12 protein-coding genes are annotated in these 16,921 nt (G+C 73.2%); 6 read left to right on the top strand and 6 right to left on the bottom strand.

All coding sequences use genetic code 11. The features are described 5' to 3' along the window. Positions 1-16 precede the first annotated feature (16 nt). Positions 17-2,029 carry a HEAT repeat domain-containing protein gene (locus LN251_RS34135; protein ID WP_458248005.1) on the bottom strand — a complete coding sequence of 671 codons (2,013 nt, stop codon included), beginning with the start codon at positions 2,027-2,029 and terminating at the stop codon, positions 17-19. A gap of 96 nt (positions 2,030-2,125) precedes the next feature. Further along, positions 2,126-3,805: a DNA alkylation response protein gene (locus LN251_RS34130; protein WP_458248004.1), complete on the bottom strand. Its 1,680-nt coding sequence runs from the start codon at positions 3,803-3,805 to the stop codon at positions 2,126-2,128. Between the two features lie 71 nt (positions 3,806-3,876). On the opposite strand from LN251_RS34130, the gene LN251_RS34125 reads away from it, so the two are divergent. After that, entirely contained in the window at positions 3,877-4,623 is a 747-nt protein-coding gene (locus tag LN251_RS34125; protein ID WP_458248003.1) for a PaaX family transcriptional regulator C-terminal domain-containing protein, read from the top strand. 66 nt (positions 4,624-4,689) lie between these two features. Here the strand turns inward: LN251_RS34125 and LN251_RS34120 are convergent, their stop codons facing one another. Further along, positions 4,690-5,493 carry a pectate lyase gene (locus LN251_RS34120; protein WP_458248002.1) on the bottom strand — a complete coding sequence of 268 codons (804 nt, stop codon included), beginning with the start codon at positions 5,491-5,493 and terminating at the stop codon, positions 4,690-4,692. A 51-nt stretch (positions 5,494-5,544) separates the two neighbouring features. Beyond that, the gene (locus LN251_RS34115; protein WP_458248001.1) at positions 5,545-6,522 is read right to left on the bottom strand and encodes a pectate lyase family protein; all 978 of its coding nucleotides are present in this window, start codon (positions 6,520-6,522) and stop codon (positions 5,545-5,547) included. 405 nt (positions 6,523-6,927) lie between these two features. On the opposite strand from LN251_RS34115, the gene LN251_RS34110 reads away from it, so the two are divergent. The 4 genes from LN251_RS34110 to LN251_RS34095 all read left to right on the top strand — a co-directional run bounded on the left by LN251_RS34110 (position 6,928) and on the right by LN251_RS34095 (position 14,001). Further along, entirely contained in the window at positions 6,928-8,262 is a 1,335-nt protein-coding gene (locus LN251_RS34110) for an extracellular catalytic domain type 1 short-chain-length polyhydroxyalkanoate depolymerase (RefSeq protein WP_458248230.1), read from the top strand. A gap of 177 nt (positions 8,263-8,439) precedes the next feature. Continuing rightward, entirely contained in the window at positions 8,440-9,423 is a 984-nt protein-coding gene (locus tag LN251_RS34105) for a hypothetical protein (protein ID WP_458248000.1), read from the top strand. After that, complete coding sequence (locus LN251_RS34100) at positions 9,423-13,715, top strand: HAD-IC family P-type ATPase (protein WP_458247999.1); 4,293 nt, start codon at positions 9,423-9,425, stop codon at positions 13,713-13,715. The genes LN251_RS34105 and LN251_RS34100 overlap by 1 nt, the downstream gene beginning before the upstream one ends. A gap of 112 nt (positions 13,716-13,827) precedes the next feature. After that, complete coding sequence (locus LN251_RS34095) at positions 13,828-14,001, top strand: hypothetical protein (protein WP_458247998.1); 174 nt, start codon at positions 13,828-13,830, stop codon at positions 13,999-14,001. Position 14,002: 1 nt separating this feature from the next. On the opposite strand, the gene LN251_RS34090 is transcribed toward LN251_RS34095, so the two are convergent. Next, positions 14,003-15,082 carry an NADH:flavin oxidoreductase/NADH oxidase gene (locus tag LN251_RS34090; RefSeq protein WP_458247997.1) on the bottom strand — a complete coding sequence of 360 codons (1,080 nt, stop codon included), beginning with the start codon at positions 15,080-15,082 and terminating at the stop codon, positions 14,003-14,005. Between the two features lie 101 nt (positions 15,083-15,183). Between LN251_RS34090 and LN251_RS34085 the strand changes: the two genes are divergently transcribed. Further along, positions 15,184-15,537, top strand: a complete 354-nt coding sequence (locus LN251_RS34085; RefSeq protein WP_458247996.1) for an ArsR/SmtB family transcription factor — start codon at positions 15,184-15,186, stop codon at positions 15,535-15,537. Here LN251_RS34085 and LN251_RS34080 read toward each other — a convergent pair. Next, positions 15,460-16,845: a nucleobase:cation symporter-2 family protein gene (locus tag LN251_RS34080; RefSeq protein WP_458247995.1), complete on the bottom strand. Its 1,386-nt coding sequence runs from the start codon at positions 16,843-16,845 to the stop codon at positions 15,460-15,462. The genes LN251_RS34085 and LN251_RS34080 overlap by 78 nt on opposite strands. Positions 16,846-16,921: the final 76 nt, after the last annotated feature.

Raw genomic sequence — 16,921 nt, 5'->3', positions numbered from 1 at the left:
CCGGGGTGCGCGCTCCCTAGCCGGCTCTCACCCCTTCCCGGCACAGCCGTAGCAGGCGCACGTCGTCGGCGATGTCGTGGCTGCCGTAGCCGTCGAGGGACGCCTGGTGGCGCCGGGGGGAGGCCAGTTCCGCGCGCAGCAGATCGTGCAGGGGCGCGGCCACCGGGCCCAGTTCGGTGACGCACTCCGCCACGGTGGGCCGGGTGTGCGGGTTCGCCGCCCAGGCCGTCCGCAGCACGGGAGCGGCGACGTCGGTCTCGTCGTCCCCGCCGATCCGCCACAGGGCGCACGCCGCCGACGTCCGCTGCCACAGGTCGTCGGTCGCCGCCATGCGGCGCAGGTCGGCCAGGGCGGGACGGCCCGCCGGACCGAGCCGCCCCAGCGCCTCGGCCGCCACCGCTCGCCCGCGCCGCTCGCCCCGCAACTCCCGCAGCAGCACCGGCAGCACGGCGGCCGCGTCGCCCTCCACCGCCCACAGTGCCGCCGCGGCCGCGACCGCCGGCCCGGTGTCCAGCAGGCCCCGCAGCACGGGCGCCGCCTCACCCGCCGCCTCGCCGAACGCCCCCAGCGCGCGGACCGCCGACTCCACCACCGCCTCCCGCGACCGCAGGCCGTCCGGCATGCCCAGCAGCAGGCGCAGCACCTGCGGTACCGACTCCACGTCCCCGAGCGCCTGAAGGGCCCACAGCAGCGGTGCCGCCCGGTCGTACGTCTCGGGGGAGTCGAGCGCAACTTGCCCGAGTCTCGTCCGCAGGGCCGGTGCCAGCGGACGCGCCGCGGTGCCCAGTTCGACGGCCACGCGTCCCAGTTCGTTCGGCACGACCGGCCCGGCCAGCAGCTGAGCCAGCACCGGCGTCGCCCGCGGATCCCCGCACAGGGCGAGGGACTTGAGCGCGGTGCCCAGGGTCGGCGCCCCGTACTCCCACTGCCGCACCCACAGGTCCGGTCGGGAGACGACCAGGGTGTGCAGGTGGTCCGCGGCCGGGGCGGCCAGGTCGAGCAGGCCTTCGAGAACGGACAGCGCCGCCTCCCGCAACCGGTCGTCGCCCGCGGCGAGTTGCGCGCCGATCAGCTCCACCGGTGCGCGGTAGTCGGCGCGCCACTCGCGGAACAGCCCCATGGACATCCACACCGCGTTGCAACGGTCGGTCGCGTCCGGACTGCTCAACTGCCCCAGCAGCAGGGCGATCCGCTCCTCCACCCGGCCACCGAGCGCGCTGTGCAGGGTCCGCAGCAGCTGCGAGCCCTCCTCGTCGGAGGGGCGCAGCCGCCGCAGCCGGCCGACGAGCGTGTCCGTCTCCGGCCGGTCCGGCTCCCCGGTCCGGCACGGCCGTCGCTTCGAGCGCTCCCCGAGCAGTCGTACGACGGTGGGCACCAGGTCCTCGGGGAGCCGGTCGGGGGCGCAGTCCGCGAGCTGCCCGAGGGCGGCCAGCCGCAGCCCGGGCCCGAACGGGGGCGCGCTCTGGGCCGCCAGCAGCTCCACCGCCCCGGCCGCCTGCCCGGGGTGGCGGCGGGCGAACACCCCGAGGGCCTCGGCGAGGGCGAGCAGGACCCGGTCGTCCCGCTCCACGGTGAGCCGCTCCCGCAACAGCCCCAGCACGCGCGCGGGTGCGTCGAGGAACCTCACGAGCGCGCCCGCCGCCGCGCGCCGCACCTCCGCGTCGGGGTCCCGGGTCAGCCGTACGAAGACCTCGGCGCCCGCGCGGACCGCGGCGCGGGCCATGGCGCGGGTGTCGTCGCCGACCCGCTCCTCGCCCTCCTGCCCGATGCTGACCAGCAGGTCCACGATGCCGCCCCGCTCGGGCACCGTCTCGCTCGCCACGAGGGCTAGCAGGAACGGAAGGGACGCCAGCGTCGAGTCGTACACGTCGCCCTGGTGGTGGACCGCCCCGTACATGCCGTCGAGCGCGGTCTCCCGCTCGGCCGGATCGGCCGAGGCCAGGCCCCTCAGCAGTCCGGGCACGTCCTCCGCGCTGCCGTACGCGTGCCTCAGCGAGGCCCAGTCGACCTCGTCGATCCCCGTGAACACGTTTCCTCCCCCAGGCGAAGCGCCAACTGCTCGTGAGTCTGCACCACGCCACTGACAACGGAGCGGGATCGGGGGGTCACTGTGCGCAGATCTCGCCTATGGCAAGGGCGACCGGCCGTCCGGCAGGGCCCGCTCCAGGATCGCGTCCAGGTCCGCGGCGTCGGGCAGTGTGCCGAAGGCGTGTCCCCAGTCGCCGCCCAGCCGGGTGGCGCAGAACGCGTCGGCGACGGCGTGCGGTGCGTGCCGGACCAGTAGAGAGGCTTGCAGGGCCAGCGCCATGAGCTCCACCAGGCGGCGCGCGCCGGCCTCGGAGCCGGTGGTCAGGAGCCCTTCCAGGCGGACCACGGTGGCGTCCAGCCGGGCGTCCGCGCCCCGGGCCAGGGCGAGTTCGTCGAAGAGGGCCTGCGCGGTGCCGGGCTCCCGGCGCAGCGCCCGCAGCACGTCCAGGGCGTTGACGTTCCCCGAGCCCTCCCAGATCGACAGCAGCGGCGCCTCGCGGTAGTGGCGGGGCATGCCCGACTCCTCGACGTAGCCGTTGCCGCCCAGGCACTCCAGGGCCTCCGCGGTGAAAGCGGGGCCCCGCTTGGTGACCCAGTACTTGCCCACGGCCGTGGCGATCCGCCGGAAGGCCGTCTCGGCGGCGTCCCCGCGGACCGCCCGGTCGGCCGCCCCGGCCAGCCGCAGGGTGAGCGTGGTGGCGGCCTCCGACTCCAGCGCGAGATCGGCCAGAACGTTGCGCATCAGCGGCTGGTCGATCAGCCGCGCCCCGAACGCGCTGCGGTGGCGCACGTGGTGGCCGGCCTCGACCAGCGTCTTGCGCATCAGCGTGGCCGACATCATCACGCAGTCCAGACGGGTGCAGTTGACCATCTCGATGATCGTCTTGACGCCCCGGCCCTCGGGCCCCACCAGCCAGGCCACGGTCCCGTCGAACTCCGGCTCGGAGGAGGCGTTGGAGCGGTTGCCGAGTTTGTCCTTGAGCCGCTGGATGCGGAAGGTGTTACGGCTGCCGTCGGGAAGGATGCGCGGCACCAGGAAGCAGGAGAGCCCCTCCGGGGCCTGCGCGAGGACGAGGAACACGTCGCACATGGGCGCCGAGGTGAACCACTTGTGCCCGCGCAGCTGGTACACGCCGGGCTCGGCGGTCGGCCACGCCGTCGTCGTGTTCGTACGGACGTCGGAGCCGCCCTGCTTCTCGGTCATCCCCATGCCGGCGAGCAGGCCGGGCTTCTCGGTCGGCACCCGTAGCGTGGGGTCGTACTCGCGGGCGGTGAGCAGGGGTTCGTAGACCTCGGCCAGGTCCGGCTGGGCGCGAAGGGCCGGGACGGCCGCGTAGGTCATCGACGTCGGGCAGCCGTGTCCCGCGTCGGTGTGCCCCCACACCAGTCCGCCCGCGGTCCGGGCGACGTGCGCACCGGGCCGCGCGTCCGCCCACGGCGCCCCGGCCAGCCCCTCGGCGACGGCGGCCCGCATCAGGTGGTGCCACGCGGGGTGGAAGTCCACCTCGTCGATCCGGTTGCCGTACCGGTCGTGCGTCCGCAGCACCGGCTCGTGGACATTGGCCAGTTCCGCCCACTCCTGCGCTTCCGCGCTGCCGGCCCGCAGCCCCAGCCGCCGCACGCCCTCCTCGGCCCAGCCGGCACCCTCACGGCGCAGCCCCTCCAGCAGGGCGGTGTCCTCGGAGGCGTCGTACGGGGTCAGGGGAGGCGGCTGGTTGGTGACGTCGTGCGTGGCGTACTGCGGCTGCGGCCGCGCGGGAACGGGTGTCGAGACCATGCCGTCATGTTGCATCTTTCCTGCGTCCGCAGCAATGATGCAACAAGAAGGCGCCCGTAGAGTACGTTCCCATGCGCGTGAACGTCTCGGAGAAGTCCGGCGAGGTCGATCTGCGGCCGCTGTCCGCGAGGTCGGTCGTGCTGAGCCTGCTGCTGGGCACGCACCCGCCGGAGCTCGCGGTCAAGGACCTCGTCCGGGCGGTGGAGCCCTTCGGCGTGGGCGGCTCCACGCTGCGTGCCGCGCTCAGCCGCATGGTCACCGCCGGTGACCTGCGGCGCTCCGAGGACTCCGTCTACCGGCTCAGCGACCGTCTGCTGGCCCGCCAGCGCCGGCAGGACGAGGCGGTGGAGGCCGGCACGCGCGCGTGGAACGGCCAGTGGGAGATGGTGGTGGTCACGGCGACGGGCCGCGGCCCCGCCGAACGCGCCGAGCTGCGTGCCCGCCTCACCGCGCTGCGGCTGGCGGAACTGCGGGAGGGGGTGTGGCTGCGTCCCGCCAACCTCCTGCGCCCGCTGCCGGACGACCTGGCGGCGGTGGCCGAGACCGGCACCGCCCGCCCCGACCGCCCGGCGGGTGAACTGGCCGAACGGCTGTGGCCGTTGGACACCTGGGCCGCCACCGCCCGCGCCCTGCTGGCCCACATCGTCCGGGCGGACCGGCCCGCGGACGTGTTCGCGGCCTTCGCCGCGGTCGTACGCCATCTGCTGACGGACCCCGTGCTGCCCGCCGCGCTCCTCCCCGCCGACTGGCCGGGAGCGGCCCTGCGCGTCGCGTACGCGGACTACCAGCGGCAGATCACCCGGGACATGGGTGCCTGACACGGCGGCCGTACGAAGCGCCGCGCCGCGGGTGTGCTTCGTACGGCCTGATCCACCGTGGGGGGACTACTTGTAGGTGATGTCCGAGCTCGCGTACTTGCAGTACGTCCCGTCCGGGCCCGAACCGTTCTTCGGCGGCTCCGCGCCCGTGTTGTTGCCGATGTACTTCTGGCAGGGCACGATCTTCTTGCCGCTGTCACCGACGATGGTGATCTTCTTCAGGGTGGCGCTGTCGCCGTAGTTGGTGTTGATGCCGACGAGCGCGCTGCCCTTGTAGGTGGCCTCGATGGTGTTGAGGTTGATGGTCCGCTTGTACTGCGTCTTGCAGTTGCCGCAGCTGCGCACCAGCTTGCCGAAGTTCTGCACGGCGAAGTTCGAGACGTTGAGCGTGCCGGCGCCGTTGAACTGGAAGACCTTGTCGCTGGCCTCCTTCGCGCCGCCGCCGGAGACGGTGTACACGTTGGAGGACGAGGAGCCCCGGAACGTCGCCGCGTCCTCGCCGACGTCCTCCCACCACACGTTCTGCAGCGTGCAGCTGCCCTCGCAGTGGATGCCGTCCGCGGCGGGCGCGCCGATGATGACGTTCTTCAGGACGGCGCCGGCCGCCAGGTCCAGGATCGGGTCCTGGCTCTCGCTCTGGCCGCCGGTGCCCAGGTCTCCGCTGCCGTAGAGGCGCTTCATCCCGTAGTCCTTGGTGCCGGAGATCGAGATGGTGGCGGTGACGGCCTGGCTGCCGTTGGCGGTCGGCCAGGTCGCGGCGTTCGCCGGGGCGGCCCCGTCTATCATGATCATGACAGACGTGAGCCCGAGCGCGGCCAGGGCGCCGGTCAGCGCGCGCCTGCGGGCGCGTAAGGAAGCTGGTGAAGTCATGTCCCGATGCCTTCTTCCGGATGGGGGGTGGAGTCGGAGCTTTCCGACGGGTCAGAGCTTTCCGGCGCCCGCGCCGCCGGTCACCGAGGCGACGACGGAGGAGGCCGGCTCGGCGGTGTAGCTGTAGGGCGGGCTGGTGAAGGTCCCGACCTGCGAGATCTCGGTCGTGGCGCCGCCCAGGTCGTTGCCCCTGAGGTTGGCGTGACCGTCCTCGTCGCTGTCGCGGCTGGTGGTGACGGCGACCTGGGTGGAGCGGAAGACGTTGTTCTCGACGAGCATCTGCGCGCCCATGCGGGAGTGAACGGCGGTCTCGGCGCCGACGACGTAGTTGTCGTAGAAGTGCCCGGTGCCGAAACGCAGGCTCGGAATGCGGGAGTTGACGTTGTCGAACCAGTTGTGGTGGTACGTCACCCGCAGGTGCCCGGTGTCCTCGCTCGCGTTGTTGTCGCTGTGACCGACCAGGGAACCCTTGTAGTGGTCCTTGAAGGTGTTCCAGGAGACGGTCACGTAGTCGGACGCGTGGGTGATGTCGACCAGGCCGTCGTAGTAGTCCTTGCCGTGGTCGCGGTCGGAGGACAGGGAGTTGTGGTCGATCCACACCTTGGTCGACTTCTGGACCGTGATGGCGTCCGTGCCGACGGCCTTGCTGATGTTCAGGTTGCGGACGATCACGTTCGTGGCGTTCTTCAGCCGCAGTCCGCCTCCGGTGAACCCGGACGACGAACCGACGCCGAGCACCGTGGTGTTGGAGCCGACGTCCACCTGGCCGCTCAGGGAGATCAGGCCACTGACCCTGACGACCTTCGAGGTGCTTCCGGTCACGGCCGACTTGAACGCCGACAGCGTCGTGACGGTCGTCGCGGAGGCACTGCCGCCGCCGGTGGTGCCGGCACCGAACCCGACCGGTGAGGACTCCGCCGCCGAGGCGGACTGAGGCAGGACGAGGACGGTGACGGCGGCGAGGGCGGCCGCCGCGGCCGTCACTGCCGTGGATCTTTGCGCGTGTGTACGTGGGGGGCGAGTACGCATGCGGGTGCGTCCCTTCGACAGCGTGCGTGATCGTGTATGTGAACGATGTTCGCCATGTTGAGCACTGCGCGGAGCTATTGTGACCGTTTGACCCCATGGGGAGGCCTCTCGGTCACGTCGCTGAACGGACCGTAGGGGGTAAGCGCTTTCTGCGTCAACGCTTTGCGCAGAACGATTCCGTCCGGGCGGCGGGCTGCGGCGCCTTGTCCGGATCCGGCCGCGGCAAGTGGTGTGGGAGCGCTTCCATGGTGGTTGTGTCCATGTCACCATGCGGGACGCACGCCTCCCCTTTCCGGGAGATTCCCGGGAGGTTCCGAGAGATTCCCGGAAGGGGTGGCTCACCTTTCCGGAACGCCGAGAACGGAGTACGAGGACGTGTCCACCCGCACCCGCACCCGCTCCCGCATGACCACGAGTCGACCGCCACGGGCGATCCTGTCGGCGCTGGCCGCCGTACTGCTGCCCTTACTCGCCGCGGTGACCCTCACCGCACCCCCGGCCGCAGCCGCACCCCCGGCCGCCGCCGCCCAACGCGCCGCCGCCCAACGCGCCGCCGTCCCCACCGCCACCCTCACCGAGGTCACGAACTTCGGCGCCAACCCCAGCAACCTGCAGATGTACCTCTACGTGCCGAACAGCGTCACCGCGCACCCGGCGGTCGTCGTGGCCGTGCACTACTGCACCGGCTCCGGGCCCGCCATGTACAACGGCACCGAGTGGGCCCGACTCGCCGACACCCAGGGCTTCGTCGTGATCTACCCCTCGGTCACCCGTGCCAGCAAGTGCTTCGACGTCTCCTCGCCCCAGGCCCTCAAGCGCGGCGGCGGCAGCGACCCCGTCGGCATCAAGTCCATGATCGACTGGGTGACCCGCACCTACGACGCGGACACCGGCAAGATCTTCGCCACCGGCATCTCCTCCGGCGCGATGATGACCAACGTCCTGCTCGGCGACTACCCGGACGTCTTCGCGGCCGGCGCCGCCTTCTCCGGCGTGCCCTTCGGTTGCTTCGCCACCACCGACGGCTCCGAGTGGAACAGCGCCTGCGCGAACGGCACGGTCACCCGCACCCCGCAGCAATGGGGCGACCTGGTCCGTGCCGCGTACCCCGGCTACACCGGGCGCCGGCCGCGTATGCAGCTGTGGCACGGCACCGACGACACGACGCTGCGGTACCCCAACTTCGGAGAGGAGATCAAGCAGTGGACCGATGTCCTCGGCGTCGGCCAGACCCCGGCCGCCACCGACGCCCCCGCCTCCGGCTGGACCCGCACCCGCTACGGTTCCACCGGTGACCAGACGCCCGTAGAGGCGATCAGCCTCCAGGGCGTCGGCCACAACCTCTACACCAACGGGATGGCCTCCCGGGCGCTGACCTTCTTCGGCCTCGACGGCTCGGGTTCCACGCCTCCGCCCCAGCCGGGCACCTGCAAGGTGACCGCCACCACCAGCGCCTGGAGCACGGGACTGACGGCCTCCGTGACCGTCACCAACACCGGCACCACCCCGGTCGACGGCTGGCGGCTCGGCTTCACCCTGCCCGCCGGGCAGGCCATCACCAACGGCTGGGGCGCCACGTACGCGCCGAGCAGTGGAGCGGTGACGGCCACCAACGCCTCGTACGACGGGACGATCGCCCCGAACGCGAGCGTGAGCATCGGCTATCAGGCGAACCACAGCGGCAACAGCGCGGCGCCCGTCGCCTTCACGCTCAACGGGACTGCCTGCACTGTGAGTTGATCTTTCCGGGTGACGCGGTGGCCGGGGACGGGCGATCTCCGGCCACCGCGTCGTTCGCCCCGCCCCTCGGGCACCGCTCCTTCACGGTGCTCTCTCTCCTTCGTATCCGGATGACGTGGCGCTGAACGGGAACCCGGCCAATCCGGCAAAGCGAACTCATACGGAACGAGGAGAGCCATGGCTCGGCAGGAGCAACAGTCGTCGTCGACGACCCTTCCGGAGCCGCTGCGGACCGCGGCCTCGGCGCTGCGGCACGTGCCCGGCGCCGGGACGGTGAGCAGGGTGGCCGGAGGAGCGCTGGACAAGATCGGGGCCGTGTCACCGCGGGGGCGGCGCCTGGCGGTCTACACCGGGGCCGGGGTGCTCGGCGTCGCGGGCATCGTGGAGTGGCCGGTCGCCGTCACGGGGGCGGCGGTGGCCTGGCTGACACAGCCGCGGCCGGAGGAGCAGGAGCCCTCCGGGGACTCGGGGGAGTCTAAAGGCGCCGTGCCCGCGGGTGAGATCGGGGTGATCCCGCTGGACGAGGAGCCCGAGGAGCCTGGGGACGAGGTGGGAGAGATGCGCGCCGGCGAGGTGCGGGAGACGCCCTCGGGCCAGGACTCCCAGACCCCCTCGGGGCAGAAGCCATCCTCCACCTCCTCCGCTCAGGTGTTCGACGCGCCCTCGGGTGACGTGGGCACGACGCCCGGTGTCGGTAAGGGCGGAGCGCCCGGCGGCCTGCCGTCCGACTCGCAGCCGGTGATCACCGGCGACACCCAGCTGCCCACCGGCCCCAAGGCCCCGGCGCCCGGCGAGGCCGGGGCGATGACCGGTGGCCCGGACCCGGTTCTCGGCTCACAGGCGCCGATCCTCGGCGCGATGGAGCCGGTCACCGGTGACGGGTGGCAGGCGTCCGGTGCGCAGATGCCGGAAATGCCGGAGCCTGTGGCCGCCGGTGACGCGGAGGAGGAGCCGGTACCCCGTGCGACGGAGCCGGTACCCGGCGAGATGCGGCACGCGTCCGGTACCGAGGCGCCGGGTCCCGTGCTCGCCCGTGATGTGGAGGACCTGCCTGGTCCCGAGGCGCCGGAGCCCGGGGCCGCCGAAGAGGCTGCCGAGGCAGAGCGGGACGGTTCGGACGGGAGCGGCGTCGGCGGGCGTGCCCCGGGGGAGGGGGTGTGATGGTTCTGGGACTGCTGACACGTCCCGCGGCCACCGCGGGCCGGCTCGCCGTGGCCGGTCCGCGGCTGCTGGTCCGCGGCACGGTTCCCGCGGTGGGCACGGCGGCCGGGGCGGTGGCGGGGGCCGCCCGCGCCGGGGTGCGCGGCGCGGACGGCGTCGCGCACGTCACCCGGGTCGTCCGGGCGGCGCTGCCGGGCGGCCGGGGCCCCTGGCGGGCCGGCACCCGGGCGCACATCGCGCTGCAGCCCAAGGAGCCGGACCGGGTGCATCGGGACGGCGGGAAGGAGCATCTGGCGCGGCGGGTCGCCGAGACGCTGGCCGAGCGGCCGGACGTGGCGTACGCGTACTGGGACGGCGGCCTGCGCAGGCTGGTGGTGGTCGCCGCAGAGGAGGCGCTCGGCGACCATGTCGTGGAGGCGGCGACCGAGGCCGCCGAACGGCACGGCCTGGTGCCGACCGACGAGGCGGTGGAGGAGTTCGCCCACCCCGCCGACCCGGCCGGTGTACGGGCCGCAGCGGCGGCCCTCGCGGCCGACGGACTGGGCGTCGCGTTCGCGCTGGCCGGCTACGGCCTGCGGCTGCCGCCGACGCCCCGCCAGGTGACCGCGCTGGTCACGCTGCTGCGCGAGAACCCAAGGGTCCGCGGCTGGCTGCGCGGCCGTCTCGGCCGTACCCGGATGGATCTGCTGCTGGCCGGCGTCAACGCGGCCGTGCACGGAGCCGGCCGGACCCCGACCGCCCTGGTGCTCGACGGTGCGTTGCGCTCCTGCGAGCTGGTCGAGACGGTGGCCCGGGTGACCGCTTTCGAGACGGCGCACGACGAGGTGTGCACCCCTGAGCGGTTCGGCGTACCGGCGGATCACTCTCCGCGCCCGCCGCTGCGGACGTCCCCGGCGCAGGAGTACGCCGGTCACGCCTCGCTCGGCAGTCTGCTCGGTGCCGTGGCCGCCCTGCTGGTCAAGCGCGACACCACCGAGGCCGCCGAGGCGGTCCTCGCGGGCTCGCCCAAGGCAGCGCGCTACGGTCCCGCCGCCTTCCACGCCGTACTGAGCACCGCGCTGTCCCGGACCGGGGTCCTGGTCCGCGACACCGAACGCCTGCGCGAGCTGGAGATGGCCGACACCGTCGTCCTGCACCCGAGCGCCCTGCGCGCACCGGGCGAGGGAGCGGACAAGTGGGCCGAACCGGTCCTGGACGCGGCACGGCGGGCCGGACTGCGCGTCGTGCTCGGCGACGATCCGGCCCTCGCCGACTTCACCGGTCTCGCCGACACCGTGCTGCCCGCCGGCGCGTCGCTGAGCGAGACGGTGCGCCGGCTGCGGGAGGAGGGCGCCACGGTGGTCACCGTCGCCCGGCCCCGGTCGACGGACGACACGGACGTACTGACCGGGCTGCACGCCGGTGACGTGGCGGTCGCGCTGACCGACCACGGCGGTGCCGTCGTCTGGGGCGCGGACGTGCTGGCGCCGCACGGTCTGACCGACGTGTGGCGGCTGCTGTCCGCGATCCCGGCGGCGCGCGCGGTCGGCCGCCGGTCCCAGACGCTCGCCCGCTCCGGGGCCACCCTGTCCGGAATCCTGGTGGCGGTCGGCGAGGCCCGTGAACGGGGCCGGGGCCGCCCGCCGTGGCCCGGCCTGCGCCACACCCCGGTCGACGTGAGCGCTGCCGTGGCGTTGTTCTCCGGCGCCCGCGCGGCCCTGCGCGCCGCGGCCGCCCCCGCGCCGCACCCCCGTCCACGGGTGGCCTGGCACGAGCTGGACCACAAGGGCGTACGACGGCACCTGGAGCGGCTGGCCGAGGCGGAACCGGGCGAGAGGCGGCAGGTCACGGCCCGGGCGGGCCGGGCCGCCCGCCGCGTGGGCCGGCATCCGCTGTTCGCACCGGCACGCTGGTCGGTGCAGCTGGGCCAGGCCGTGCGCGGGGAACTGCACGATCCCCTCACCCCGGTGCTCGCGGTCGGCTCGGCCGCCGAGGCGATCCTCGGGTCCGCCGTGGACGCCCTGCTCGTCGTGGGGGCCCTGGATCTGAACGCGCTGGTCGGCGGGTTCCAGCGGCTGCGGGCCGAACGGGCCCTGTCCGGGCTGCTGGACGAGCACAAGCAGATGGCACGCGTCGCATCCCCGGACGTGGCCGGGCAGGGCGGCACCCGCACCGTCGACGCCGCCGGGCTGCGACCCGGCGACGTGATCGAACTCGGCACCGACGACGTGGTGCCCGCGGACGCGCGGCTGCTGTGGCAGGACGGTCTGGAGGTCGACGAGTCCGCGCTGACCGGGGAGTCCCTGCCGGTGGAGAAGCAGACCGACCCCACGCCGCACGCCGCGGTCGCCGAACGCAGCTGCATGGTCTTCGAGCACACCACCGTCGTCGCCGGGCAGGCCCGTGCCGTCGTGGTGGACACCGGCGAGCGCACCGAGGCCGCCCGCGCCGTCCACCTCGCCTCCCGCACGCCCCCGGCCGCCGGGGTGCAGGGCAGGCTGCAGGACCTCACCGCGAAGGCGCTGCCGTTGACCCTGGCCGGGGGAGCCGCGGTGACCGGGCTCGCCCTGCTGCGCCGTACCCCCATCCGTGAGGCGGTCGCCGGCGGGGTGGCCGTCTCCGTGGCCGCCGTGCCCGAAGGGCTGCCGCTGGTGGCGACGGTGGCGCAGCTCGCCGCCGCCCGGCGGCTCAGCCGCCGCGGCGTCCTGGTCCGCACCCCGCGCACTCTGGAGGCGCTGGGCCGGATGGACATCATCTGTTTCGACAAGACCGGCACCCTCACCGAGAACGAGCTGCGCCTGACCCGCGTCTCGGACGCCGACGGCGGTGTCCACGCGGTGGACGACGAAGCGGCCGGGCCCACGCTGCGGGCCGCGGCGCGCGCCTGTCCGCAGAACGGCGACACCGACCGGATCGTGCACGCCACCGACGAGGCGGTGCTCGACGCGGCCGGACCCGACCCGGACTGGACCCAGCTGGAGGGGCGGCCGTTCGAGGCCGGCCGCGGTTACGCCGCCGCCGTCGGCCGCAGCGCGGACGGCACCCGCGTGCTGGTGGTCAAGGGGGCGCCGGAGAACGTCCTGCCCGGCTGCACCGGTCTGCCCTGCGGCGCCTCCGACACGGCGTCGGCGCTGGCCACCGACGGACTGCGCGTCCTCGCCGTGGCCGAACGCCGGCTGACGGACGGCGAGAAGGAGAGCGACGTACTCGAACAGCCGCTGCGGGAGCTGGAGTTCACCGGTCTGCTGGCGCTGTCGGACCCCCCGCGGGAGACCTCCCCGGCTCTCCTGCGGGGTCTGAGCGAGGCGGGCGTACGGCCGGTCATGCTCACCGGCGACCATCCGCAGACCGCTCGGTCCATCGCCACCGACCTCGGCTGGCCCCAGGACACGGCCGTGGTCACCGGCGACGAGCTGATGGCCGCGGACCGCTCGGCCAGGGCGCGGATGCTGCGGGACGTGGGCGTGGTCGCCCGGGTCGCGCCCGAGCAGAAGCTGCAGGTCGTCGAGGCGCTGCGGGACGCGGGCCGGGTCGTCGCCATGGTCGGCGACGGCGCGAACGACGCCGCCGCGATCCGGGCCGCCGACGTCGGCGTCGGCATCAACGCCCGGGGCTCGGCGGCCGCGCGCAACGCCGCCGACCTGGTGCTGACCGAGGACGACCTGTCGGTCCTGATCGACGCGATCCACGAGGGCCGCGCGCTGTGGCACAGCGTCGCCGACGCCATCGCCATCCTGATCGGCGGCAACGCCGGTGAGGTCGGCTTCGGCATCCTCGGCACGCTCGTGTCGGGCCGGGCTCCGCTGTCGACCCGGCAGATGCTGCTGGTGAACCTGTTCACCGACCTGTTCCCGGCGATGGCGGTGGCGGTCACGCCGGACGAGGAGGCGCAGGCGGCGACGGCCGGATCGCCGGAGGACACCTCCGACGTGCTGGGCGCGCCGTTGATGCGGCAGATCCGGGCCCGTGCGCTGACCACCAGCCTGGGGGCGCTCATCGCCTGGCTGTTCGGCCGCTTCACGCCGGGCACCGTCCGCCGCTCGGGCACGATGGCCCTGTGCGGAGTGGTCGGCACCCAGCTCGCCCAGACCCTGCTGGACCGCCGGGACAGCCCATTGGTGCGGGTCACGTCCATCGGCTCGGCGGTCGTGCTGGTCGGCCTGATCCAGACGCCGGGCGTCAGCCGGCTCTTCGGCTGCACCCCGCTGGGCCCGGTCGCCTGGGCGGGGGTCGTCGCGGCGATCGTGCTGGCCCTGTCGGGGCAGCGGGCCCTGCCCCGGCTGGAGGAGGCGATCCGGCGGCTGGCACGGTGACACAGGATGTTCGCACCATGGGCACAGAAAGCGTCCGTCTTCTCCGCGGTTAAGACCACCTGGCTCTGTTTTATTTGCTGGTCGGCCGTACCGCACCGAGAAGGATCACGCCGTGACACCGAACGCGCACCCCACCGATCACCTGCCCGTCTACGACAGTCTCGTCCGGGAACGCGGTGACGTCGTGGCCGAGACCCGCGAGGTGGCCGAGCTGGCCCAGCACCAGGCGTGGCAGGGCCTGCACGGCCACGTCGTCGCGGCCGGCTCGGACTTCGACTCGCAGTGAGTCACACGGACCGGTGGTACTGGTCCGGCACGTGCACGTCCCCGCCCAGCTCCCGGGCCGCGTGCCGCGCCCAGGACGGGTTACGCAGCAGCTCGCGGCCCAGCAGTACGGCGTCGGCCTCGTCGTTGGCCAGGATCTTCTCGGCCTGTTCGGCGTCGGTGATGAGGCCCACGGCGGCCACGGGCAGCGTGGTCCCGGCCTTCACCCGGGCCGCGAACGGCACCTGGTAGCCGGGCCGGACCGGGATGCGCACCCCGGACGCGTTGCCCCCGGTGGAGACGTCCAGCAGGTCGATGCCGTGGGCCTGGAGGTCCGCGGCGAACCGCACGGTGTCGTCGACTGTCCAGCCGCCCTCCTCGAGCCAGTCGGTCGCCGAGATCCGGAAGAACACCGGCTTGTCCTCGGGCCAGACCTCTCGTACGGCGTCCACCACCTCGAGGGCGAGACGGGTGCGGTTCTCGTAGGAGCCGCCGTAGGCGTCGGTGCGGTGGTTGGAGTGCGGTGAGAGGAACTCGTTGATCAGGTAGCCGTGGGCGCCGTGGACCTCGGCGACCTCGAAGCCGGCGGCGAGCGCGCGGCGGGCGGCGTCGGCGAACTGGCCGACGATCTCCTGAATCTGATCCACCGTCAGCTCGGTCGGCACCGGGTGCCGGTCGTCGAAGGCGACCGCGCTCGGCGCGAGAGGCTGCCAGCCGTACGCCTCGGGCCCCACCGGACCCCCGCCCTTCCAGGTCCGCTCGGTCGAGGCCTTGCGGCCGGCGTGCGCGAGCTGGATGCCGGGCACCGTGCCCTGGGAGACGAGGAAGCGGGTGATCCTGCGGAACGCCTCGACCTGCGCGTCGTTCCAGATGCCCAGGTCGTACGGCGAGATCCGGCCCTCGGGCGAGACGGCCGTGGCCTCGGTGAGGATCAGGCCCGTGCCGCCGGCCGCGCGGGCCGCGAGGTGGGTGAAGTGCCAGTCGTTCGGAGCGCCGGTGCCGGGGCCCTCGGGCTCGGCCGAGTACTGGCACATGGGGGCCATCCAGACCCGGTTCGGGATGGTCACGCCACGCAGGGTGAAGGGCTGGAAGAGGGCGCTCATGACGAGGCTGCTCCGTTCTCGCGGGACCGCAGGACGCTTCGTACGATAGCCATCGTAGTACGCCGAGTGTCAAACTACGACGCCTCTCGTACAATGGTCCCGTGAGTACCGTCCCCGCCACCAGCAGCCGTGACCTGCCGCACCCCGCCGGTGCGGACATCCGGCTGGAAGCAGTGCTGCACGCGCTCTCCGACCCGATGCGGCTGCAGATCGTGCGTGAGCTCGCCGCGGCCGAGGACGAGCTCACGTGTTCGCAGTTCGCGCTGCCGGTGACGAAGTCCACGACCACCCACCACTTCCGGGTGCTGCGCGAGGCCGGGGTGATCCGGCAGTGCTACCGGGGCACGGCCAAGATGAACGGCCTGCGCCGTGACGACCTAGACGACCTCTTCCCGGGACTGCTCGACGCCCTGCTCGCCGCCGCCGACCGGCAGGCCGCCCGCCTCGGGGACTGAGGCCGCCTTGCCGGGAAGGTGGTTGAACAGCAGGTTCAGCACGATCGCCGTCAGGCAGCCCGCGCTGATGCCGCTGTTCATCACGGTCTGGAACCAGTCGGGGAACTTCGCGTAGACCGCCGGCACGCCGACCGGGAGCATGCCCACGGCCACCGACACCGCCACGACCGTGAGGTTGTGGTTGTCCTCGAAGTCCACCTGGGCGAGGGTGCGCAGGCCGCTCGCGGCCACCGTCCCGAACATCACCAGTCCCGCGCCGCCCAGCACCGGCGCCGGGATCGCCGCGACCACCGCGCCCAGCTTGGGCAGCAGGCCGAGCAGCACGAGAATTCCGCCCGCGGCCGCCACCACCCAGCGGCTGCGCACCCGGGTCATCCCGACGAGGCCCACGTTCTGCGCATACGCCGTGTACGGGAAGGTGTTGAAGACGCCGCCCAGCACGGTCGACAGGCCGTCGGCGCGCAGACCGTCCGCCAGCGAGCGCGGCTCGACCCCGCGCCCGGTCAGCTCGCCGACGGCGATCAGGTCGCCGGTCGTCTCGGTCATCGTCACCAGCGCCACCACCAGCATCGAGACGACCGCCGAGACATGGAAGGTGGGCGTGCCGAAGTGGAAAGGTGTGCTGATGCCCAGCCAGTCGGCGTCGCCGACGCCGCCGAAGTCCGTGAAGCCGAAGGGGATCGCCACCGCGAGACCCACCGCGATGCCGATCAGCACCGCGATCCGGCTCAGGAACGCGGGCGCGAACCGCTGGACGCCCAGCACGACCAGCAGCACGAAGAGCGCCAGGCCCAGATTCTTCGGCTCACCGAAGTCCTTCGAACCGGCGCCGCCCGCGGCCCAGTTGCCCGCCACCGGCAGCAGCGACACCCCGATGATCAAGATGACCGTGCCCGTGACGAGCGGCGGGAAGAAGCGCAGCAGCCTGCCGAACACGGGCGCCAGCAGCACGATCGCGAGTCCCGCGACGATCACCGACCCGTAGATCGCGGGCAGCCCGCCGCCGGTCGTCCCGATGAGCACCATCGGCGACACCGCGGCGAAGGTGCAGCCCTGCATGATCGGCAGCCGGACGCCGAACCGCCAGAACCCCACGCACTGCACGAGCGTGGCGATGCCGCACACCAGGAGATCGGCGGTGATCAGGTACGCCAGATCCGCGGGCGACAGCTTCATCGCCCCGCCGACGATCAGCGGCACGGCCACCGCGCCCGCGTACATCGCGAGCACGTGCTGCAGCCCGAAGGCCGCCAACCGCCGTACGGGCGGTATCTCGTCGACGGGATGGACGGGGGCGGGTGCGGTCATGGGGACTCCAGGGCGGCAGGGGCATCCGAACAGCACGAGACCGTACGAGGCTTGAACAGTTTGTTGATGTCTGGCG

The organism is Streptomyces sp. MAI_2237 (genome assembly GCF_054189285.1).
This window is presented reverse-complemented; position numbering and strand designations above follow the sequence as displayed.